General features: G+C 66.8%; 5 protein-coding genes and 1 pseudogene. All 6 read left to right on the top strand.

From position 1 onward, the window contains the following. Positions 1 to 36: 36 nt before the first annotated feature. Positions 37 to 6,210 (top strand): Ig-like domain-containing protein, encoded by a 6,174-nt coding sequence (locus LDO22_RS20575; protein WP_224025511.1) that lies wholly within the window; start codon positions 37 to 39, stop codon positions 6,208 to 6,210. Between the two features lie 145 nt (positions 6,211 to 6,355). Continuing rightward, the gene (locus LDO22_RS20580; protein ID WP_224025512.1) at positions 6,356 to 12,466 is read left to right on the top strand and encodes an Ig-like domain-containing protein; all 6,111 of its coding nucleotides are present in this window, start codon (positions 6,356 to 6,358) and stop codon (positions 12,464 to 12,466) included. A gap of 79 nt (positions 12,467 to 12,545) precedes the next feature. After that, positions 12,546 to 13,517 carry a MoxR family ATPase gene (locus LDO22_RS20585; RefSeq protein WP_159632448.1) on the top strand — a complete coding sequence of 324 codons (972 nt, stop codon included), beginning with the start codon at positions 12,546 to 12,548 and terminating at the stop codon, positions 13,515 to 13,517. A gap of 71 nt (positions 13,518 to 13,588) precedes the next feature. Next, positions 13,589 to 14,932, top strand: coding sequence for a DUF58 domain-containing protein (locus tag LDO22_RS20590; protein ID WP_224025513.1), 1,344 nt, complete (start codon positions 13,589 to 13,591; stop codon positions 14,930 to 14,932). Further along, a complete protein-coding gene (locus LDO22_RS20595) occupies positions 14,929 to 17,559 on the top strand; it encodes a transglutaminase-like domain-containing protein (RefSeq protein ID WP_224025514.1) in 2,631 nt (876 codons plus the stop codon). The genes LDO22_RS20590 and LDO22_RS20595 overlap by 4 nt, the downstream gene beginning before the upstream one ends. Next, positions 17,559 to 17,636, top strand: a pseudogene (locus LDO22_RS21810) (zinc-ribbon domain-containing protein); the annotation flags it as partial. The gene LDO22_RS20595 and the pseudogene LDO22_RS21810, both read left to right, overlap by 1 nt. Between the last annotated feature and the right edge of the window lie 195 nt (positions 17,637 to 17,831).

Raw genomic sequence — 17,831 nt, forward strand, 5'->3', positions numbered from 1 at the left:
GGCAAAGGGCCTAGATCTACCGGGGGATTTTCACTCATGAAACGTCGCGGACAAACGCGCGCCCAAAGCCCTGTCTCCGGCACGCCCCGGTGGAGCCGCCTGGCGCGCTCCCGGTGGTTCTCCGGTACTGCGTTTGGTGCTGTGGTTGCTGTGGTGGTGACGGGTGCTGTGTTGTATCCGGGGTTTAAGACCACTGAGGTGGAGTTGAATGACGGTGGTGTGTGGGTTGTTTCGAAGTCCCGGAATGCTGTGGGGCGGTTGAATTATCCGTCGCGGGTGTTGGATGGTGCGGTGACGCCTGCGTCTACCACCTTTGATGTCCTTCAGCATGCGGGCGAGGTGTTCGTTGATGATGAGACTGGGTCGACGTTGAACCAGGTGTCGCCGGCGAATATGCGCTTGGGTGGGGATAAGCAGTTGCCGGGCTCGGCTGATGTGAGTTTCGGGGCGCGGACCATTTCGGTGACGGATGCTGCTTCGGGCAAGGTGTGGGCGGTGTCGCCGTCGACGGTGAATGGTTTTGACCAGGAGGCGTCGGAGCCGGTGATGGTGGGTTCTGAGGGGATTGTGTCGGCGGTTGGTTCTGATGACCGGATTTATTCGGCGGATCCGAAGACCGGGGTTGTGACGGTGACGGGTGTTGATGCCAATGGTGCGGTGACGTCGTCGGAGTCCAGTACTCGGGATGGGCTCAAGGGTGCCGGGGATCTGCAGATGACCGTGGTGGGGGACCAGCCGGTGGTGTTGGATGCTGCTGCGGGGAGCTTGTTCCTGCCTGGTGGTAAGCGGTTGGCGTTGGAGGATGCGCGGGATGCGAAGTTGCAGCAGGCCGGGCCGGGCAGTGATGTTGTGGCGGTGGCGACGCGGAAGGCGTTGTTGAAGCAGCCGTTGGATGGTGGGACGGCCAAGACCGTGGGGTTCGACGGCGAGGGGGCTCCTGCTGCGCCGGTGCAGTTGGGCGGGTGTGTGCATGCGGCGTGGTCGGGTGCGAACAAGTACGTCCGGGATTGCGTCAATGATGCTGATGATAAGAATGTTGCGGTGCCCAAGGCGAGTGCGTCGCCGTCGTATGTTTTCCGGGTAAACCGGGACCTGGTGGTCCTCAATGATGTGAACTCGGGGAACGTGTGGTTGGTCAACCAGAACATGCAGCTGGTGAACAACTGGGACGACGTCATCCCACCGCAGCAGACCTCGGACGACGCCGACAAGGACTCCGCCGACGAAGTCCAGCAGACCGTGCTGCCGGACCGCACCAAGCCCAACAGCGCGCCCGTGGCCAAACCTGACCAGTTCGGCATCCGCGCCGGAAAGACAACCATCCTGCCCGTCCTGGACAACGACTCCGACCCCGACGGCGACGTCCTCACCGTCCGTCCCCCCGAAGGCGTGAAAACCGGCGCCGTCTCGCCCATCTACGGATCCACGGGCCTCCAGGTGGCCGTGCCCGCCGACAAGACCGGCAGCGAAACCTTCAAGTACACCGTGGACGACGGCCGCGGGCTGTCAGCGTCAGCGGACATCACCCTCAACATCATTCCGCCCGGCACCAACACCCCGCCGCGGCAAAAGCCCAACCGGAACACCACGCTGGTGGTCCAGTCAGGCAAAGCGGTCACCCAGAACATCCTTCCGGACTGGATTGATCCCGACGGCGATGACCTGTTCGCCGTCTCAGTGACCAGCACCGACCCGCTGGACCAGGCCCGGATCCGCCCCGACGGCCAGCTGACCTTCCAGGACTCCGGCACCGCCCCGGGCCGGAAAGTCCTCACCGTCACAGTCTCGGACGGACAGTCCACCGCCGAAGGCAAGGTCACCGTGGACGTCAGGAGCCCCGGGGCCCTGCCGCCCATCGCCAACGCCGACCATGTGGTGGCCGTGGCCGGCACCGATACCGTCATCACCCCGCTCAAGAACGATTCGGACCCGCAGGGCGGGGCACTGCGGCTGGCGCAGGCCACGCCGGATGCCGAGTCCACAGCCACCCTGAACCCGGACCAGCAGACGTTCACGTTCAATTGCCGGACCCTTGGCGCCCACTACGTCAGCTACCTGGTGACCAACGGCCCGGCCAGCGCCCAACAGCTGGTCCGCGTCGACGTGGTGCCGGGCACCGACCAGGGTGCGCCGGTCGCCGTCCGCGACACCGCGCTGCTTCCCACCGGCGGGGATGTCCTGGTTGACGTCCTGGGCAACGACTCGGATCCCTCCGGAGGAGTGCTGGTGGTGCAGTCCGTAACCGCCGACGCCGGCCTGCCGGTCAGCGTGGCAGTGCTGGACCACTCGGTGGTGAGGATCACCGACATCCGCGCCGAAGGCCAGCTGACGGTCCGGTACACCGTCTCCAACGGACGCTCGTCCGCCACCGGCGAGATCGCCGTGCTGATGGTTCCCGCTCCCGCCAAGCTCCAGGCACCCCAGGCCAAGCCGGACGAGGCCACGGTCAGGGCGAACGACGTCGTCACCATCCCCGTCCTGGCCAACGACGCCGACCCCAACGGCTCCAAGCTCACTCTGCTGCCGGAACTCGCCCAGCAGCCTGACGCCGCCGACGGCCGCATGTTCGTGGCGGGCGACCAGCTGCGGTTCGTGGCCGGCCCCGAAGCGAAGACCGTGTACGCCATTTACAAGGTCCAAAACGAATCCGGGCAGGTGGACTCGCAACAGGTCACCATTCGCATCCGTGCCCGGGACGATGACCGCAACACGCGGCCCGAGCCCCGCAACCTGACCGCCCGCGTGGTGGCCGGGATGACCGTCAAGGTGCCCGTGCCCCTGGACGGCATCGACGCCGACGGCGACTCCGTCCAGCTCATCGGCATCGACAAGGCACCGGCCATGGGAACCGCCGTGGTACGCGACGGCTACCTCGAGTTCACGGCCGCCGGCGACGCAGCCGGCACTGACAGCTTCACCTACCGGGTCCGGGACAGGATCGGTGCCGAGAACACCGGAACCGTCATTGTGGGCATTGCCCCGCCGGAGGCCAACAACCAGAAGCCCATCGCGGTGGACGACGCCGTGGATGTCCGGCCCGGCCGCAAGGTGGCCGTGGAGGCGCTGGCCAACGATTCGGACCCGGACGGCGATCCGCTCAGCCTGGTTTCCGACGGGTTCGAGGCCAAGCCGGACCTGCAGGTCGAGGCTACGGACGGCGCCAAGATACTGTTCACTGCGCCCGGCACCGCCGGCAACGAAAGCATCAGCTACCGCATCCAGGACGACAAGAAGGCTTCCGCCAGCGCCGTGATCCGGGTGCGGATCAGCCCGGACGCCGAACTCAAGCGCCCCGTGGCCAAGGACGACCGGGTGACGGTGGCCGAAACCCTCGGCAAGACCGCTGTTGACGTCCCCGTCCTGAAAAACGACTCCGATGCCGACGGCGTGGCCTCCGAGCTGAAGATCAGCCTCCCCGACGGCAACCCGAACGCCCGGACCGGCGACTCGGGCAACGTGGTGGTGACCCTCACCCCTGAAGACCAGCTGATTCCCTACACGGTCACGGACGTCGACGGCCTCACCTCCACCGCCCTGATGTGGATTCCCGGCCAAGGCGCGCAGTATCCCACCCTCGCCAAGACCGACCCGGTTGAAGTCATGTCCGGCAAAGACGTCACCCTGGACCTGTCCGAATACGTCCGCGTCCGCAACGGCCGCACCGCGAGGATCACCGTGGCCGACTCCGTGCGCGTCCAGGGCGGATCACCGGAGGGCGTCATCCAGTCCGACGGCAAGGCCCTGCGCTACACCGCGAAACCGGACTACGTGGGCCCCGGCTCCATCACCTTCGAAGTGACGGACGGCTCCGGACCCGACGACGGCGACGGCCTGAAATCCACGCTGGTGATCATGACCAAGGTGATCCCGGACCCCAACGCCAACCATCCGCCCACCTTCAGCGGTACCTCCGTGGATGTTCCCAAGGCCGAACAGGCAACGGTGGACCTCGCCGGGCTGGCCAAGGACGTGGACGAACGGGACAAGGACAACCTCCGCTTCGAACTGGATGGGACCCTTCCCGCCGGATTCAACGCAAAGGTCGACGGCGCCACCCTCGCCATCACCGCTGACGGTTCCCTGGGCATCGGCGTCACCGGAAACATCCAGGTGAAGGTCACCGACGGCAGGTCTCCCGCCGTGAGTGCCACCATCACCGCACGCCACGTTGCCTCCAACCGGCCCCTGCCGGTGGCTAACGATGATGCGGTGGACAAGGCCAACGCCGGGAAGACCGAACAGGTCAACGTCCTGGCCAACGACTTCAACCCCTTCCCGGACACGCCCCTGCGGATCGTTGGCGCCACGGTGGAGACGGGCTCCGCAGCCGGTCAGCCGTCCGTGTCGGGAGACAGCATCACCGTTACCCCGGCTGACGGGTACAAGGGAGTCATGGTGGTCCGCTACACCGTGGCCGACAAGACAGGCGACCTGTCCCGCCAGGTGGACGGCCGCCTGCGGCTCACCGTCCGGGGCAAACCCGACGCACCGTCCGCCCCCAGCGCTACCGACGTCCGCAGCCGCACCGCCGTGCTCAAGTGGGCCCCGCCGTCGGACAATGGAGCGCCCATCACCGGGTACACCGTCCGCTCAAACAACGGCTTCGAACAGAAGTGCCCCACCACCACCTGCACATTGAGCGGGCTCACCAACAACGTAAAGTACGTTTTCACGGTGCTCGCCACCAACGAGGTGGGGGACTCGCAGGCTTCGCCGCAGTCCAACGAAATCCGCCCTGACGAAAAGCCGTCACCGCCTGAAGCCCCCACGGTGAAGGCCGGGGACAAGACGATGGCGGTCACCTGGCCCGCGGCGAAGACCGAGGGCTCACCGGTGAAGCACTACAACCTGGAAATTTCGCCGCCGCCGGCCAGCGGGGTGGCCGTGAAGAACGAGGTCGCCGGGCTGAACTACACCTGGACCGGCCTCACCAACGGCGTGAAGTACAAGGTGCGTGCGCAGGCCGTCAACGAGCTTGGCGCCTCCGACTGGGGGACGTATTCTGCGGAGGACAATCCCGCCGGTGTCCCGGCGGCACCTGCAGCACCTTCGTCCGCCGTCGCATCATCCGTGGGGACCCAGAACCAGCTTCGGGTCACGTGGGCCGAACCCAACACCAACGGCGATCCGATCAGCACCTATTACGTCACCATGAGCGGTGGCAACGCCCCCGCCCAGACGCAGACCGTCCCCGGCAACGTCCGCACGGCGAACTTCACTGCCAACAACTCCGAGGCCGCCTACACGTTCACGGTGCAGGCTGAGAACAAGGCCGGCAAAGGCGCGGTCAGCCCGCCCTCCGCGCCCCGCCGCGCCACCGGCAAGCTCGCAACGGTCTCCGGCGTCACGGCCACGCCGGCGAACACCGGCGGAGCAGGACGCGCCGTGACCGTGGACTTCCGCAAACTGACCGCGGCGGAACGCAACGGTTCTGCCGAAAACGAGGTCAGCTACAGCTACAACGCCAGCAACGGCGCCCGCGGCCCCATCACGCCCGGCCAGACCATCGGCGGCTTTACCAACGGCAGCGCGGTCAGCATCACCGTCGTCGCCAACTCCACGGTGGCGCCCAGTTCGGACGCCAGCACCCCTGCCACCACCACACCGTACGGATCCCCGGGCACCCCCTCCGCGTCCGGCCAAAACGGCGGCGTGAACCAAAAGTCCGCCACCCTGAACTGGTCATCCCCGTCCACCAGCACCAATGACGTGGCGCAAACCAGGATCAGCATCAACAACGGCGGCTGGGAAAACGTTGCCCCCTCCGGCAGCAGGACGGTCAACACGGCAAACTTCGGTGACACCGTCACCATTGCGGTCCAGACCTTTAACTCCGTCGGCACCGGCAGCGCGGTGGTCACGGCCAGCGCCACTGCCGGCAAGCAGGGACTGTGGGAAACCCGGATCAAGACCTCCGACCCCAACTTCGTCAGGAGTTGCACCTTCACCCTGGGCGGCTCGAACTACCGGCCCAGTCCCTACTTCGACTGTGACGGCGTCAACGCGGACAGCCCGCCCTGGTTCTACAAGGCGGACCAGGACCGCATCATGGTGGCGTGCTACATCGACCAGAGCGACAACTGGTCCGGCAACGGAATCGTCCGCTGGTGGCGGGTTGAATCCGGTTCCGCGCGCAACGTTGGCCGGTACGTCATCGCCGGCCACACCACGCTTGCGGATCCCGCCGGCCTGGGGGCCCCACATTGCTGACAGGCAGGGCCCGGGTGGGCGGGCAGTTGTCCCCATCGCGGGGGTTGCGGCGGTTCGGTAGGCTTGCCGCGGGGAAAGAAAGCCTGCTGCCTGTCCTGCGACCGGGCCGCCATCTGGCTACACAATCTGAGGGAAAAGTAACGCTGTGACAACTCTGCTGGGGAAGCTTGGGCTGAAAAAGCGACATAGGAAGCTCGTCACTGGTACTGCGTTTGGTGCTGTGGTTGCTGTGGTGGTGACGGGTGCTGTGTTGTATCCGGGGTTCAAGACCACTGAGGTGGAGTTGAATGACGGTGGTGTGTGGGTTGTTTCGAAGTCCCGGAATGCTGTGGGGCGGTTGAATTATCCGTCGCGGGTGTTGGATGGTGCGGTGACGCCGGCGTCGACGACGTTTGATGTGTTGCAGCATGCCGGTGAGGTGTTTGTTGATGATGAGACTGGTTCGACGTTGAACCAGGTGTCGCCGGCGAATATGCGTTTGGGTGGGGATAAGCAGTTGCCGGGGGCGGCTGATGTGAGTTTTGGGGCGCGGACGATTTCGGTGACGGATGCTGCGTCGGGGAAGGTGTGGGCGGTGTCTCCGTCCACGGTGAATGGTTTTGATAAGGAAGCGTCCGAGCCGGTGATGGTTGGTTCGGCGGGTCTTGTGTCTGTGGTGGGTTCTGATGACCGGATTTATTCGGCGGATCCGAAGACCGGGGCTGTGACGGTGACGGGTGTTGACGCTGATGGTGGTGTGACGTCGTCGGAGTCCAGTACCTGGGATGGTCTTAAGGGTGCCGGGGATCTGCAGATGACCGTGGTGGGGGACCAGCCGGTGGTGTTGGATGCTGCTGCGGGGAGCTTGTTCCTGCCTGGTGGTAAGCGGTTGGCGTTGGAGGATGCCCGGGATGCGAAGTTGCAGCAGCCTGGGCCGGGCAGTGATGTTGTGGCGGTGGCGACGCGGAAGGCGTTGTTGAAGCAGCCTGTTGATGGTGGGACGGCGAAGACGGTGGGGTTCGACGGCGAGGGCGTCCCTGCTGCGCCGGTGCAGTTGGGCGGGTGCGTGCATGCGGCGTGGTCGGGTGCGAACAAGTACGTGCGGGATTGCGTCAATGATGCTGATGATAAGAATGTTGCGGTGCCGAAGGCGAGTGCGTCGCCGTCGTATGTTTTCCGGGTGAACCGGGACCTTGTGGTCCTCAATGATGTGAACTCGGGGAACGTGTGGTTGGTCAACCAGAACATGCAGCTGGTGAACAACTGGGACGACGTCATCCCACCCAAGAACCAGTCCGACGACCAGGACCAGGAGTCGGCGGACAACAACACCATCAACATCCTGCCGGACCGCACCAAACCCAACCGTCCGCCGGAAACCAAGCCCGACGTCGTCGGAGTCCGCCCGGGCCGCACCACCATCCTCAGCGTCCTGGACAACGACTCCGACCCCGACGGCGACGTCCTCACCGCAGCGGTGGGGGACGCCGGACCCAAATCGGGAACGCTGGAAAGCATCTACGGCGGCACCGCCTTCCAGATCACCGTCCCCGCAGACGCCAAGCCGGGCACCGAGACCTTCAACTACAGTGCCTCGGACGGCCGCGGCCTGTCCGCCACGGGCCAGGTCACGCTCAGCGTGGTGGGACCCGACGAAAACAAGCCGCCCAAGTTCAAGCGCGGCGAAGACACCACCATGCTGGTGGAACAGGGCAAGACCGTCAGCCAGAACATCCTCACCGACTGGATCGATCCCGACGGCGACGACCTGGTCCTGCTGGACGCCAAGGCCGACAACGACCAGGACCAGGTGAAGGTCCGGCGCGACGGGCTGCTTACCTTCCAGGATTCCGGCGCCACCGCCGGCAAGAAGAACGTCCAGGTCACCATCTGGGACGGCCGCGCCACCGTCACGGGCAAGGTGGTGGTTAATGTCCAGCCGCCCGGAGCCCTGGCACCCGTGGTCAACGCTGACCACGTCACCGCCGTGGTGGGCCAGGACCTGGTCATTTCCCCGTTGAAGAACGACGTCGACCCCAACGGAGGTGCCCTCCGCCTGGCCCAGGTGGAAGCCAACGGCCCGGCCGAACTTGGCCCCGTCACCGACGGCGGCACCTTCACGTTCCGCAGCAGCACCCCCGGCCCCGTCTACCTGACCTACATCGCCAGCAACGGCCCCCAAAGCAGCCAGGGCCTCATCCGGGTGGATGTGGAATCCGGCAACGACGGCGGCGACCCCGTGGCAGTCCATGACGTTGCCCTGATGCCCACCGGCGGCAGCGTGCTGCTGGACCCGCTGGCCAATGACTCCGACCCCTCCGGCGGTGTCCTGGTGCTGCAGTCCGTGAAGCTCCCGGACAATGCGACGGTGTCCGTCAGCGTGATCAACCACAGCGTCCTGCGCATCACGGACATCCTGGGGACCAAGGACCCCATCCTGTTCGAATACACCATGTCCAACGGAAAGAAGTCGGCCACCGGCTCAGTCTCCGTGGTGCCGGTCCCGGCACCGGCCGTGGTGGAAGCACCCCAGCCCAAGCCGGACGAGGTGAATGTCCGCGTCAATGACGTGGTCACCATCCCCGTCCTGGACAACGACACCCACCCGCAGGGGCAGGAACTGACCGTGGACCCGGTCCTGCCGCAGGCGGTTGATCCTGCCGACGGCAAGAGCTTCGTCTCCGAGAACACGCTCCGGTTCATTGCGGGCAGCCAGCCCAAGACCGTGCGCGCCATCTACAACGCGGTGGATCCGCAGGGCCAGAAGAGCGCCGCCGCCGTGACCATCCACATCCTTCCGCTCGAAGGCGCGGAGAACTCCCGGCCGCAGCCGCGGAACCTCACCGCCCGCGTGGTGGCTGCCGGTACCGTCCGTATTCCGGTTCCCCTGGACGGCATCGATCCGGACGGCGACTCCGTGCAGCTGACCGGCATCGACAGCACCCCCGCCATGGGAACCGCCACCGTCGGCAGCAACTTCATCGACTTCACTGCTGCCGGGGACGGCGCCGGCACCGACACGTTCCGCTACAAGGTGGTGGACCGCCAGGGCGCCGTGAACACGGGAACCGTCACGGTGGGTATCGCACCCCGCGGTGACATGAACCAAAAGCCCACTCCCGTGGACGACGAGGTCAGGGTGCGCCCGGGCCGCCAGATCGCCGTCGATGCCCTCGCCAACGACACCGATCCCGACGGCGACCGCATCCGTATCCTGACCGACGGCATCGAGGCCGACCCGGCCCTGCAGGCCACCGTCAGCAAGAACAGCGGCCGCATCATCCTCCTGGCCCCCAACGAGGCCGGAACCGTCAACGTGCGCTACACCATCGCGGACGACCGGGACGCCACCGCCCAGGCCACCATCCGCCTGGTGGTCGACAATGACGTGCCGCTGAAGGCGCCGATCGCCCGTGATGACAGGGTGACGTCCGCCCAGGCCATGGGGAAGACCGCCGTGGACGTTCCGGTCCTCAAGAACGACGAGGATCCCGACGGCGTCGGCGAGAACCTGAAGATCAGCACGGACGCCACCACGGCGCGGCCTGGCGGCAACGGCAACATCCTGGTCGACCTCACCGAGCAGCCACAGCTCATCCCGTACACCGTGGAAGACGTGGACGGCCAGCAGTCCACAGCCATCATCTGGGTGCCGGGCCTGGGCCAGCAGGTTCCCACCCTGGCCAAGGACGAAGTCATCGAGGTGGTCGCCGGCCAGTCCGTCGACGTCGACCTGAAGGAATGGGTCAAGGTCCGGGAGGGACGCTCACCCCGGCTGACCCAGGCGGACCGGATCAAGCTCATCGGTGCCGACGGCGGCGATCCGGTGACGCGCGACGGCACCGGCCTGAAGTACACGGCAGGTGCGGATTACGTAGGCCCCGGTTCACTGACCTTCGAGGTGACCGACGGATCCGGACCGGACGATCCTGCCGGACTCAAGTCCACCCTCAGCATCCGCACCAAGGTCCTCCCGGACCCGAACAAGAACAACCCGCCGGAACTGCTGGGCGCCAACGTGGATGTTCCCAAGGGCGACTCGGCCACCACGGACCTCGGCAAGCTCACGTCCGATCCGGACCAGGACGACGTCGAGAAGATGAAGTACGAAGTGGTGGGGGATTCCCCGGGCGGCTTCAACGCACGCATCGAAGGCAAAACGCTGAAAGTTTCGGCGGCTGATTCCACGGCAACCGGAACCCGCGCCGCCGTGCAGGTCAAGGCAACCGACCCCCGCGGGCTCCAGGCCACGGCCACGTACCAGCTTGCCGTGACCGCCTCCAACCGGCCCAAGCCGGTGGCGAACGACGACGTGCAGGACAACGCCGCCGCCGGCAAGCCGGTGACCATCAATGTGCTGGCCAACGACGCCAATCCGTTCCCGGAAACACCGCTGAAGATCATTGCCGCGAACACCGAAACGGGCAGCGGCAATGTGGGCGTCAACGGTGACTCTGTGACCGTCACGCCGGCGCCCGGTTTCACCGGAACCATGGTGGTGGCGTACACGGTGGAAGACAAGACGCAGGACAACTCCAGGCATGCCACCGCGCGTGTCCGGCTGACCGTCAAGGACAAGCCTGCAGCCCCCACCACGCCGCAGGCGCAGAGCGTGGGCGACCAGACCGCACTGCTCACCTGGTCCGCACCGGCCGACCGGGGCTCCGCCATCACCAAGTACACCGTCTACGGTGAGGGCGGGTTCCGGCAGGAGTGCCCGGCCAACACCTGCACCCTGAACGGCCTGACCAACAACACCACCTACCACTTCCAGGTGACGGCCACCAACGAGTTCGGCGATTCCGACCGCTCGCCGGCGTCCGCGGATGTGCGCCCGGACGTCAAACCGGATACGCCGCTGGCGCCGTCGCTGAAGTTCGGCGACAAGCAGCTGACGGTGAACTGGACTGCCCCGGCGAGCAAGGGCTCGCCGGTGAAGTCCTACGACCTGGAAATCTCGCCGGCTCCGGCCGGGCAGAACGCCCAGATCCAGGGACTGACATCAGTCAGCTACGTCTGGAAGGGCCTCCAGAACGGCGTCTCCTACAAGGTCCGGGTCCTGGCCCGCAACGATGCCAAGGACCCCTCCGAGTGGAGCCCGTATTCGGCGGCCGAGGTGCCGGCCGGCGTCCCCGCCACTCCGGCGGCGCCGAGCGTCGCCCAGGCGACGCCGGTAGGTTCGCAGAGCCAGCTGAGGGTGGTTTGGACCGCGCCCAACAACAACGGTGACGCGGTCTCGGCCTACACCCTGACCACGCTCCGGGGCGGTGCCGCGGTCTCCAGCCAGCAGGTGTCCGGCACCTCGCAGAACGTCAAAGTGGATAACTCGGAAACGAACTACACCTTTACGGTCTCGGCAACCAACAAGGCCGGAACGAGCGGCACGAGCGCGCAGTCCGCCGCAATCCGGGCAGCAGGCAAACCTGGCACTGTCAACGCTGGAACCGTCAAAGAGAACGGGACCAGCGGCCAGCTCGACGTTACGTTCACGCCCCTGACGGATGCGCAGCGCAACGGCTCCACGGCATCCGAGATTGCCTACTCATACAATGCCGACGGAAAGACCGGTGCCATCAAGGCCGGGGGAGGAACCATCGGTGGCATGACCAACGGCCGGGACATCACCGTGACCATCATTGCCACGTCCACCAAGAACAATATGTCCGGTGACGCCAAGGCCATCGGCACCGGGAACCCCTACGGTCCTGCCAATGCCCCCAGCATCAACGGCGGCACCTCGGCGAAGGGCGATGGCCAGGTGCACTGGACCTGGAATGACCCGGCGACGAACGGCAGGCCCCTCAGCTACTACGAGGTGAGCATGGATGGTGGCGGCTGGCAGAACGTCGGCAAGGCGAACAAGTTCGATACGGGCGCCGGCGGGTGGAGCGCGAGCCACAAACTGCGGGTCCGCGCCTACACCGTCACCAACGGGGCAATCGGCGGACCGGTCACCTCTACCTCCGGTCCGGACAACACCCCACCCCCGCCCACGGACTGGTACGTCACGGCAAGCCCGGTGCGCAGCTGCACGGAGCCCCGCCAGGGGACGGACAGCTACATTGCCGGCAATCCGTCCCAGTGCACCGGTGCCGGCAAGTGGCTCGATGCCGGTGCCCCATCCACGGCGGACCGCTACCAGGTCTGGTACAAGACCTCCAACAACCCGAGCGGCATCTGGTACCACCTAAATTCGGGGATGGCGTCGGGCAACTGGCTCCGCTGCGACACCTCCAATGTGGGCTGCAACCCGCCGAACGGCATGCCAAACCGCTAGCAATCTCCGGAAGCACAACTGTGGGCCCGGCTACCCGGGGCTCACAGAAAATTCGATCCATCAGAAGGAAGCACATCTCATGACCATGACCATTGAGCAGGCCGAGTGGTTTGCTGGCACGTTCGAAAAGCTGGTTGCCAACGTGGGCCAGGCGGTGCTGGGCAAGGAACACGTCATCCGGCTGACCTTCACCGCCATGCTGGCCGAGGGCCACGTCCTGTTCGAGGACGCCCCGGGTACGGGCAAAACCTCCCTTGCCCGCGCCCTGGCTGCCACCGTGCAGGGCTCCAACAACCGCATCCAGTTCACCCCGGACCTGCTGCCCTCCGACGTCACCGGTGTGACCATCTACGACCAGAAGACGCAGAAGTTCGAGTTCCACAAGGGCCCGATCTTCAACAACATCGTCCTGGCCGACGAAATCAACCGTGCCTCGCCCAAGACCCAGTCGGCGCTGCTGGAGGTCATGGAGGAATCCCGCGTGACCGTGGACGGCGTCACGTACTCGGCAGGGCGGCCCTTCATGGTGATGGCCACCCAGAACCCGATCGAGCAGGCAGGTACCTACCGCCTTCCCGAGGCGCAGCTTGACCGCTTCCTGATCAAGACCTCCATCGGCTACCCGGACCACGCGTCCACGGTCCGGCTCCTGGGCGGCAGCAACCTGAAGGACCGCTCCAAGGAGCTCTCCGCCGTCATCACCACCCAGGCCGTGGCGGACATGGCCGATCTCGCCGCAACGGCGCACGTGGACACTGCCGTGCTGGAATACATCTCCAGGCTGTGCGAGGAAACCCGCAACGCCCCGGAGACGCGCCTTGGCGTGTCAGTGCGTGGCGCCCTGGCCATGGTGCGTGCCGCCAAGGTCTGGGCCGCCGCGCAGGGCCGGAACTTCGTCCTGCCGGACGACATCAAGGAACTGGCATCCGTGGTGTGGACCCACCGGTTCGTGATGGACCCCGAAGCAGAGTTCTCCGGCGCCACCGCTGAGGCCGTGCTGACCCGGATCCTGGCCGACGTCGCCGCCCCGCAGCAGCGCACCAACGCCTGATCCGCCCGGCTGCGGCCGACCGCCGCAGCCACCGTCATTCCATTCCAGCGCAACAACGAAGGCACACCCCTATGTCCGACGGCACGTCCAGCGGTACCCCGTTGACCCGGCTCGCGGAGCGTTTCCAGCAACTCTTCCACCGGAACGGCCGCCCCACCCGGCTGCACCCTGCCGCGGTGTGGTCCGAGGCCAGCAGTACCGCACTCCAGGCCCTGACGCCCGCATGGCGGTCCGTCCGGGACATCTGGCTGAAGTACGCGTGGCCGGTGCTTTCCGTGGTCAGCATCCTGGGCTGGTCCGTCCTCGCCGCCGCGATCCTGCTCTGGACCACAGGACAGGCATTCGGCTGGCAGGAAGCCACGGCGGCGGCCATAGCCGCCTTCGCCATGTTCGTCATCGCAGTGGCCTTCATCCTGGGCCGGTCCTCGTACGGGGTGGTCCTGGACCTGGCCCGCACCCGGGTGGCGGTGGGGGACAGTGCCGTCGGCAGCATCGCCGTCTCCAACACCTCCGCGCGTCCCCTCCTGCCGGCCGCGCTGGAACTCCCGGTGGGCAGCACCACCGCCGTGTTCCACCTGCCCCGGATGAAGCCCGGCCAGGTGCACGAGGACCTGTTCACCATCCCCACCGCGCGCCGCGCCGTCATCGTGGTTGGACCGGTCCGCTCCGTGCGGGCGGACCCGCTGCACCTGCTGCGCCGCCAGGTCCTCTGGACTGAGCCGGAGGACCTCTTCGTCCACCCGCGGACCGTGGCCCTGGCCGGCTCCGCCGCAGGCTTCATCCGCGACCTCGAGGGCATGCCCACCACGGACCTCTCCAGCGCCGACGTCTCCTTCCACGCCCTGCGCGACTACGTGCCGGGCGATGACCGCAGGCACATCCACTGGAAGACCACCGCCCGCACCAACAAGCTGATGGTGCGCCAGTTCGAGGAAACGCGCCGCGCCCACCTGGCCATTTCGCTGTCCATCAACACCGAGGAATACGCTTCCGAGACCGAGTTTGAGATGGCCATCTCCGTGGCCGCCTCCATCGGCCGGCAGGCCATCCGCGAACAGCGTGAACTGGATGTCCTGACCCAGAAGGGCCCCCTGCGCTGCGAAACCGGCCGCAACATGCTGGACGACATGACCCGGATCGTCGGCGCCCCCATGCGCCGCACCGCCGTCGACCTCGCCCGGACCCTGGCCGACACCGTGCCCAACGCCTCCGTCGTCTTCTTCGTGGTGGGCAGCAACGTCACGGCAACCCAGCTTCGCTCCGCCGCCGCCTCCGTGCCGCCCGGTGTGCGCAGCCTGGCCGTCAGGGTGGAAGCCGGCGCGGCCCCCACCCGGGCCAACATCGCAGACCTTACTGTCCTGACCCTCGGCGACCTGGCCGACCTTGCCATCGTGCTGAGAAAGGCGGCAGCATGAGCACCGCACCGGGCCGATCCCGACAAACCCCTGCCCCCCGACAAACCCCTGCCCCGCAGACCCGCAGCCGCCGCAAGGTGGCCAACCAGGAGTCGGCGTTCGCGGACGGCCAGCCGCTATGGCACTTCCTGCTCGACGCCGGAGCCCTGGTGGTCCTGCTGGGCCTGGGACTGCTCGGCTTCGGCCTGAGCTTCGGCGGGGACCCGTACTACCTGCTGTCGGGTTTCGGCGGCATCATCCTGGGCCTGGCCATCGGTGCGGTCAACGCCCACCTGCGCCTGGGGCTGCTCATCACCACCGCGCTGGCCCTTGCCGCGTACCTGCTCTTTGGCACCTGGCTGGCGGTCCCTGATGCTGCCATCGCCGGCTTCGTCCCCACCCTGGATTCGCTGCGGACCCTGCTCCTCGGCGTCGTCTTCGCCTGGAAGGACATGCTCACGGTGGGCGTGCCCGTGGGAACTGCCGGCGGCGTGCTCATTGTCCCCTTCCTGAGCTCCCTGATCACGGCGCTCGTCGCGGCGCTGCTGACATGGCGCACCAAAAGCCCCTACCTGCCCCTCCTGCCCGTGCTGGTCCTGTTCGTCACGGGCATCGCCTTCAGCACCAACGCGGCGTTCCTGACCCTGGAACGCGGCATCGGCCTGACCGTGCTGGGCATCGCGTGGGCAACGTTCCGCCGGGACGCGCTCCGGCGGAACAACACCCGGCGGGTGTCCGTGAACAACCCGCAGACGGATACCGCCGCCGCACGGCGTGCCCGGATCCGCCGGCTGGGCATGGCTGCGGGAGTCATTGCCGCCAGCGTGGGAGTCACCGCAGTGGCCGCACCGCTGGTCAGCGCAGGAGAGGACCGGAAAGTCCTCCGCAACGTGGTGGTGCCCCCGTTCGACCCCAAGGACTACATCACGCCCCTGGCAAGCTTCCGGACATACGTGAAGGACAAGAAGGACGACACCCTGTTCGTGGTCAAGGGCCTCCCGAGGGACGGCCGGGTCCGGCTCGGCGCCCTGGATGCCTTCAACGGGACCAACTACAACATGGACCCCAATGGCTCCGGAAACTTCAGCAAGGTGGGCGATGCGAAATCCATCAACACCCTCGCCGACTCATCCGGTGTGGTGCCCACCAACGACTACTCGATCAGCATCAAGATCGAGGACTACCAGGGCTACTTTGTCCCCGGCGGACGAAAGACCACCGGCATCAGTTTTGACCAGTCCGGCTCCGCCGCCGCTGCGGGCCTCTACTTCAACCCCGGCTCCGACACTGCGGTGACCACCAGCGGGCTGTCCCGCGGCGACTCCTACAGCGTCCAGGTTTCCGATCCCGTCAAGCTCGAGCACGGGCAGTTGACGCAGTACGACTTCGCAAAGATTTCCCTCCCGGATGCACTGGAGGTGCCGCCGGTGGTGGGCTCCCAGGCCAACGACCTGTCCGCCGATGCGCCAACCGCCATCGACCGGGTGCGCCAGATCGAAGCCCACTTCCAAAAAACCGGGGCGTTCAGCAACGGTTTGGTCAGTGAAGGCCAGCTGCCCAGCGTCTCCGGCCACGGCTCGGCCCGCATCCGCAGCCTGCTGACGGCCAAGCAGATGCTGGGTGACGATGAGCAGTACGCGGTGGCCATGTCCCTGATGCTCCGCCACCTGGGCATCCCGTCCCGGGTAGTGATGGGTTTCTACCCTGAGCCGACCAGCCCGGAGAACGGTGCAGGCGAGGTGAAGATCACCGGCAAGGACGTCCACGCCTGGGTTGAGGTCGCCTTTGAACGGGTTGGCTGGGTCAGCTTCGATCCCACCCCGCCCAAGGACAACATCCCCATCCCGCCTGACCCCGAGAACAAGTCCAAGCCCAAGCCACAGGTGCTGCAGCCGCCGCCCCCGCCGCAGGAGCCGGCAGACCTGCCGCCGGACTCCTCACCGGACGCGCTGGATGCCGACCAGAAGAAGAACAACCCGTGGCTGTTCTGGGGTGCCCTCCTGGGCGCCCTGGGCGTCGTCGCGATCCCGCTGGTGATCCTGGCCCTGCCGCTGCTGCTGATCGCCCTGTTGAAGACACGACGGCGGAAGTCGCGTTTCCGCGACGGGCACGCCGCCCAGCGCGTGGGCGGAGGATGGAACGAGGTAGTGAGCCTGGCGACAGACCTGGGCGCCGCGGTCGACACGCGCTCGACGCGGCGGGAGAGTGCTGCCGTCCTGGCCGAAGCGTTCCCAGCCACCCAGGGAACCACCACCATGCTGGCGCGCCGGGCGGACGCCTCGATCTTCGGAGCGGGGGAGCCCACCGAGGAGGAGGTCCGCGAGTACTGGACCATCGTTGACGGGTCCCTCAAGGAGATGACCTCCTCCATCGGATTCTGGCGGCGCCAGCAGGCACGGTTCTCGCCGCGGTCGCTCCTTGCCGACGCCAGGACCGCGATGAACTCCGGCCAGGGCCTCAAGCTGCGCGGCGGCCGTGTGGCGCTCCCGGCGGTGGGCGGAATCCTGGCTGCGCGCCGCCGCCGGATTGCCGGCGGGAACCCTTCCACGGGCCGGGCGGAAACGCCCAACGCACCTTCATCGCCCCGGCCGGACGCACCGGCCCGGGACACGAACGAGCCAGACCAGCAAGGACCCCACCAGCAGTGATGCCCGACGCCGAACGCTGCCCGCGCTGCCAACAGCAGATCCGCGCGGGAGCCACCTTCTGCACCGCCTGCGGCGCGCCGCTGCCCAACCGGGCAGCGCGCCGCACCCGCACCCCGGACCCGCTGGAGCACCAAGACAGGAGTGACGCCAGGGAAGCGCGCCCCACGCATGCGCCCGGGATTCCCGGTACTATCCCGGTAGTAGAAAGGCCCCCGGCAGGTCAGCCGGCGGGCACAGCACATACGGGCAACGCGCGCAGGGGCACCCTGCAT

The sequence above is a fragment of the Arthrobacter sp. NicSoilC5 genome, from assembly GCF_019977395.1.
In the GTDB taxonomy this organism is placed as follows: Bacteria; Actinomycetota; Actinomycetes; order Actinomycetales; family Micrococcaceae; genus Arthrobacter.

What these genes read in the sequence shown, in the direction of transcription:
- LDO22_RS20575 (WP_224025511.1), top strand. Translation starts at nt 37, where the DNA reads ATGAAACGTCGCGGACAAACGCGCGCCCAAAGCCCTGTCTCCGGCACG.
- LDO22_RS20585 (WP_159632448.1), top strand. Translation starts at nt 12,546, where the DNA reads ATGACCATGACCATTGAGCAGGCCGAGTGGTTTGCTGGCACGTTCGAA.
- LDO22_RS20590 (WP_224025513.1), top strand. Translation starts at nt 13,589, where the DNA reads ATGTCCGACGGCACGTCCAGCGGTACCCCGTTGACCCGGCTCGCGGAG.
- LDO22_RS20595 (WP_224025514.1), top strand. Translation starts at nt 14,929, where the DNA reads ATGAGCACCGCACCGGGCCGATCCCGACAAACCCCTGCCCCCCGACAA.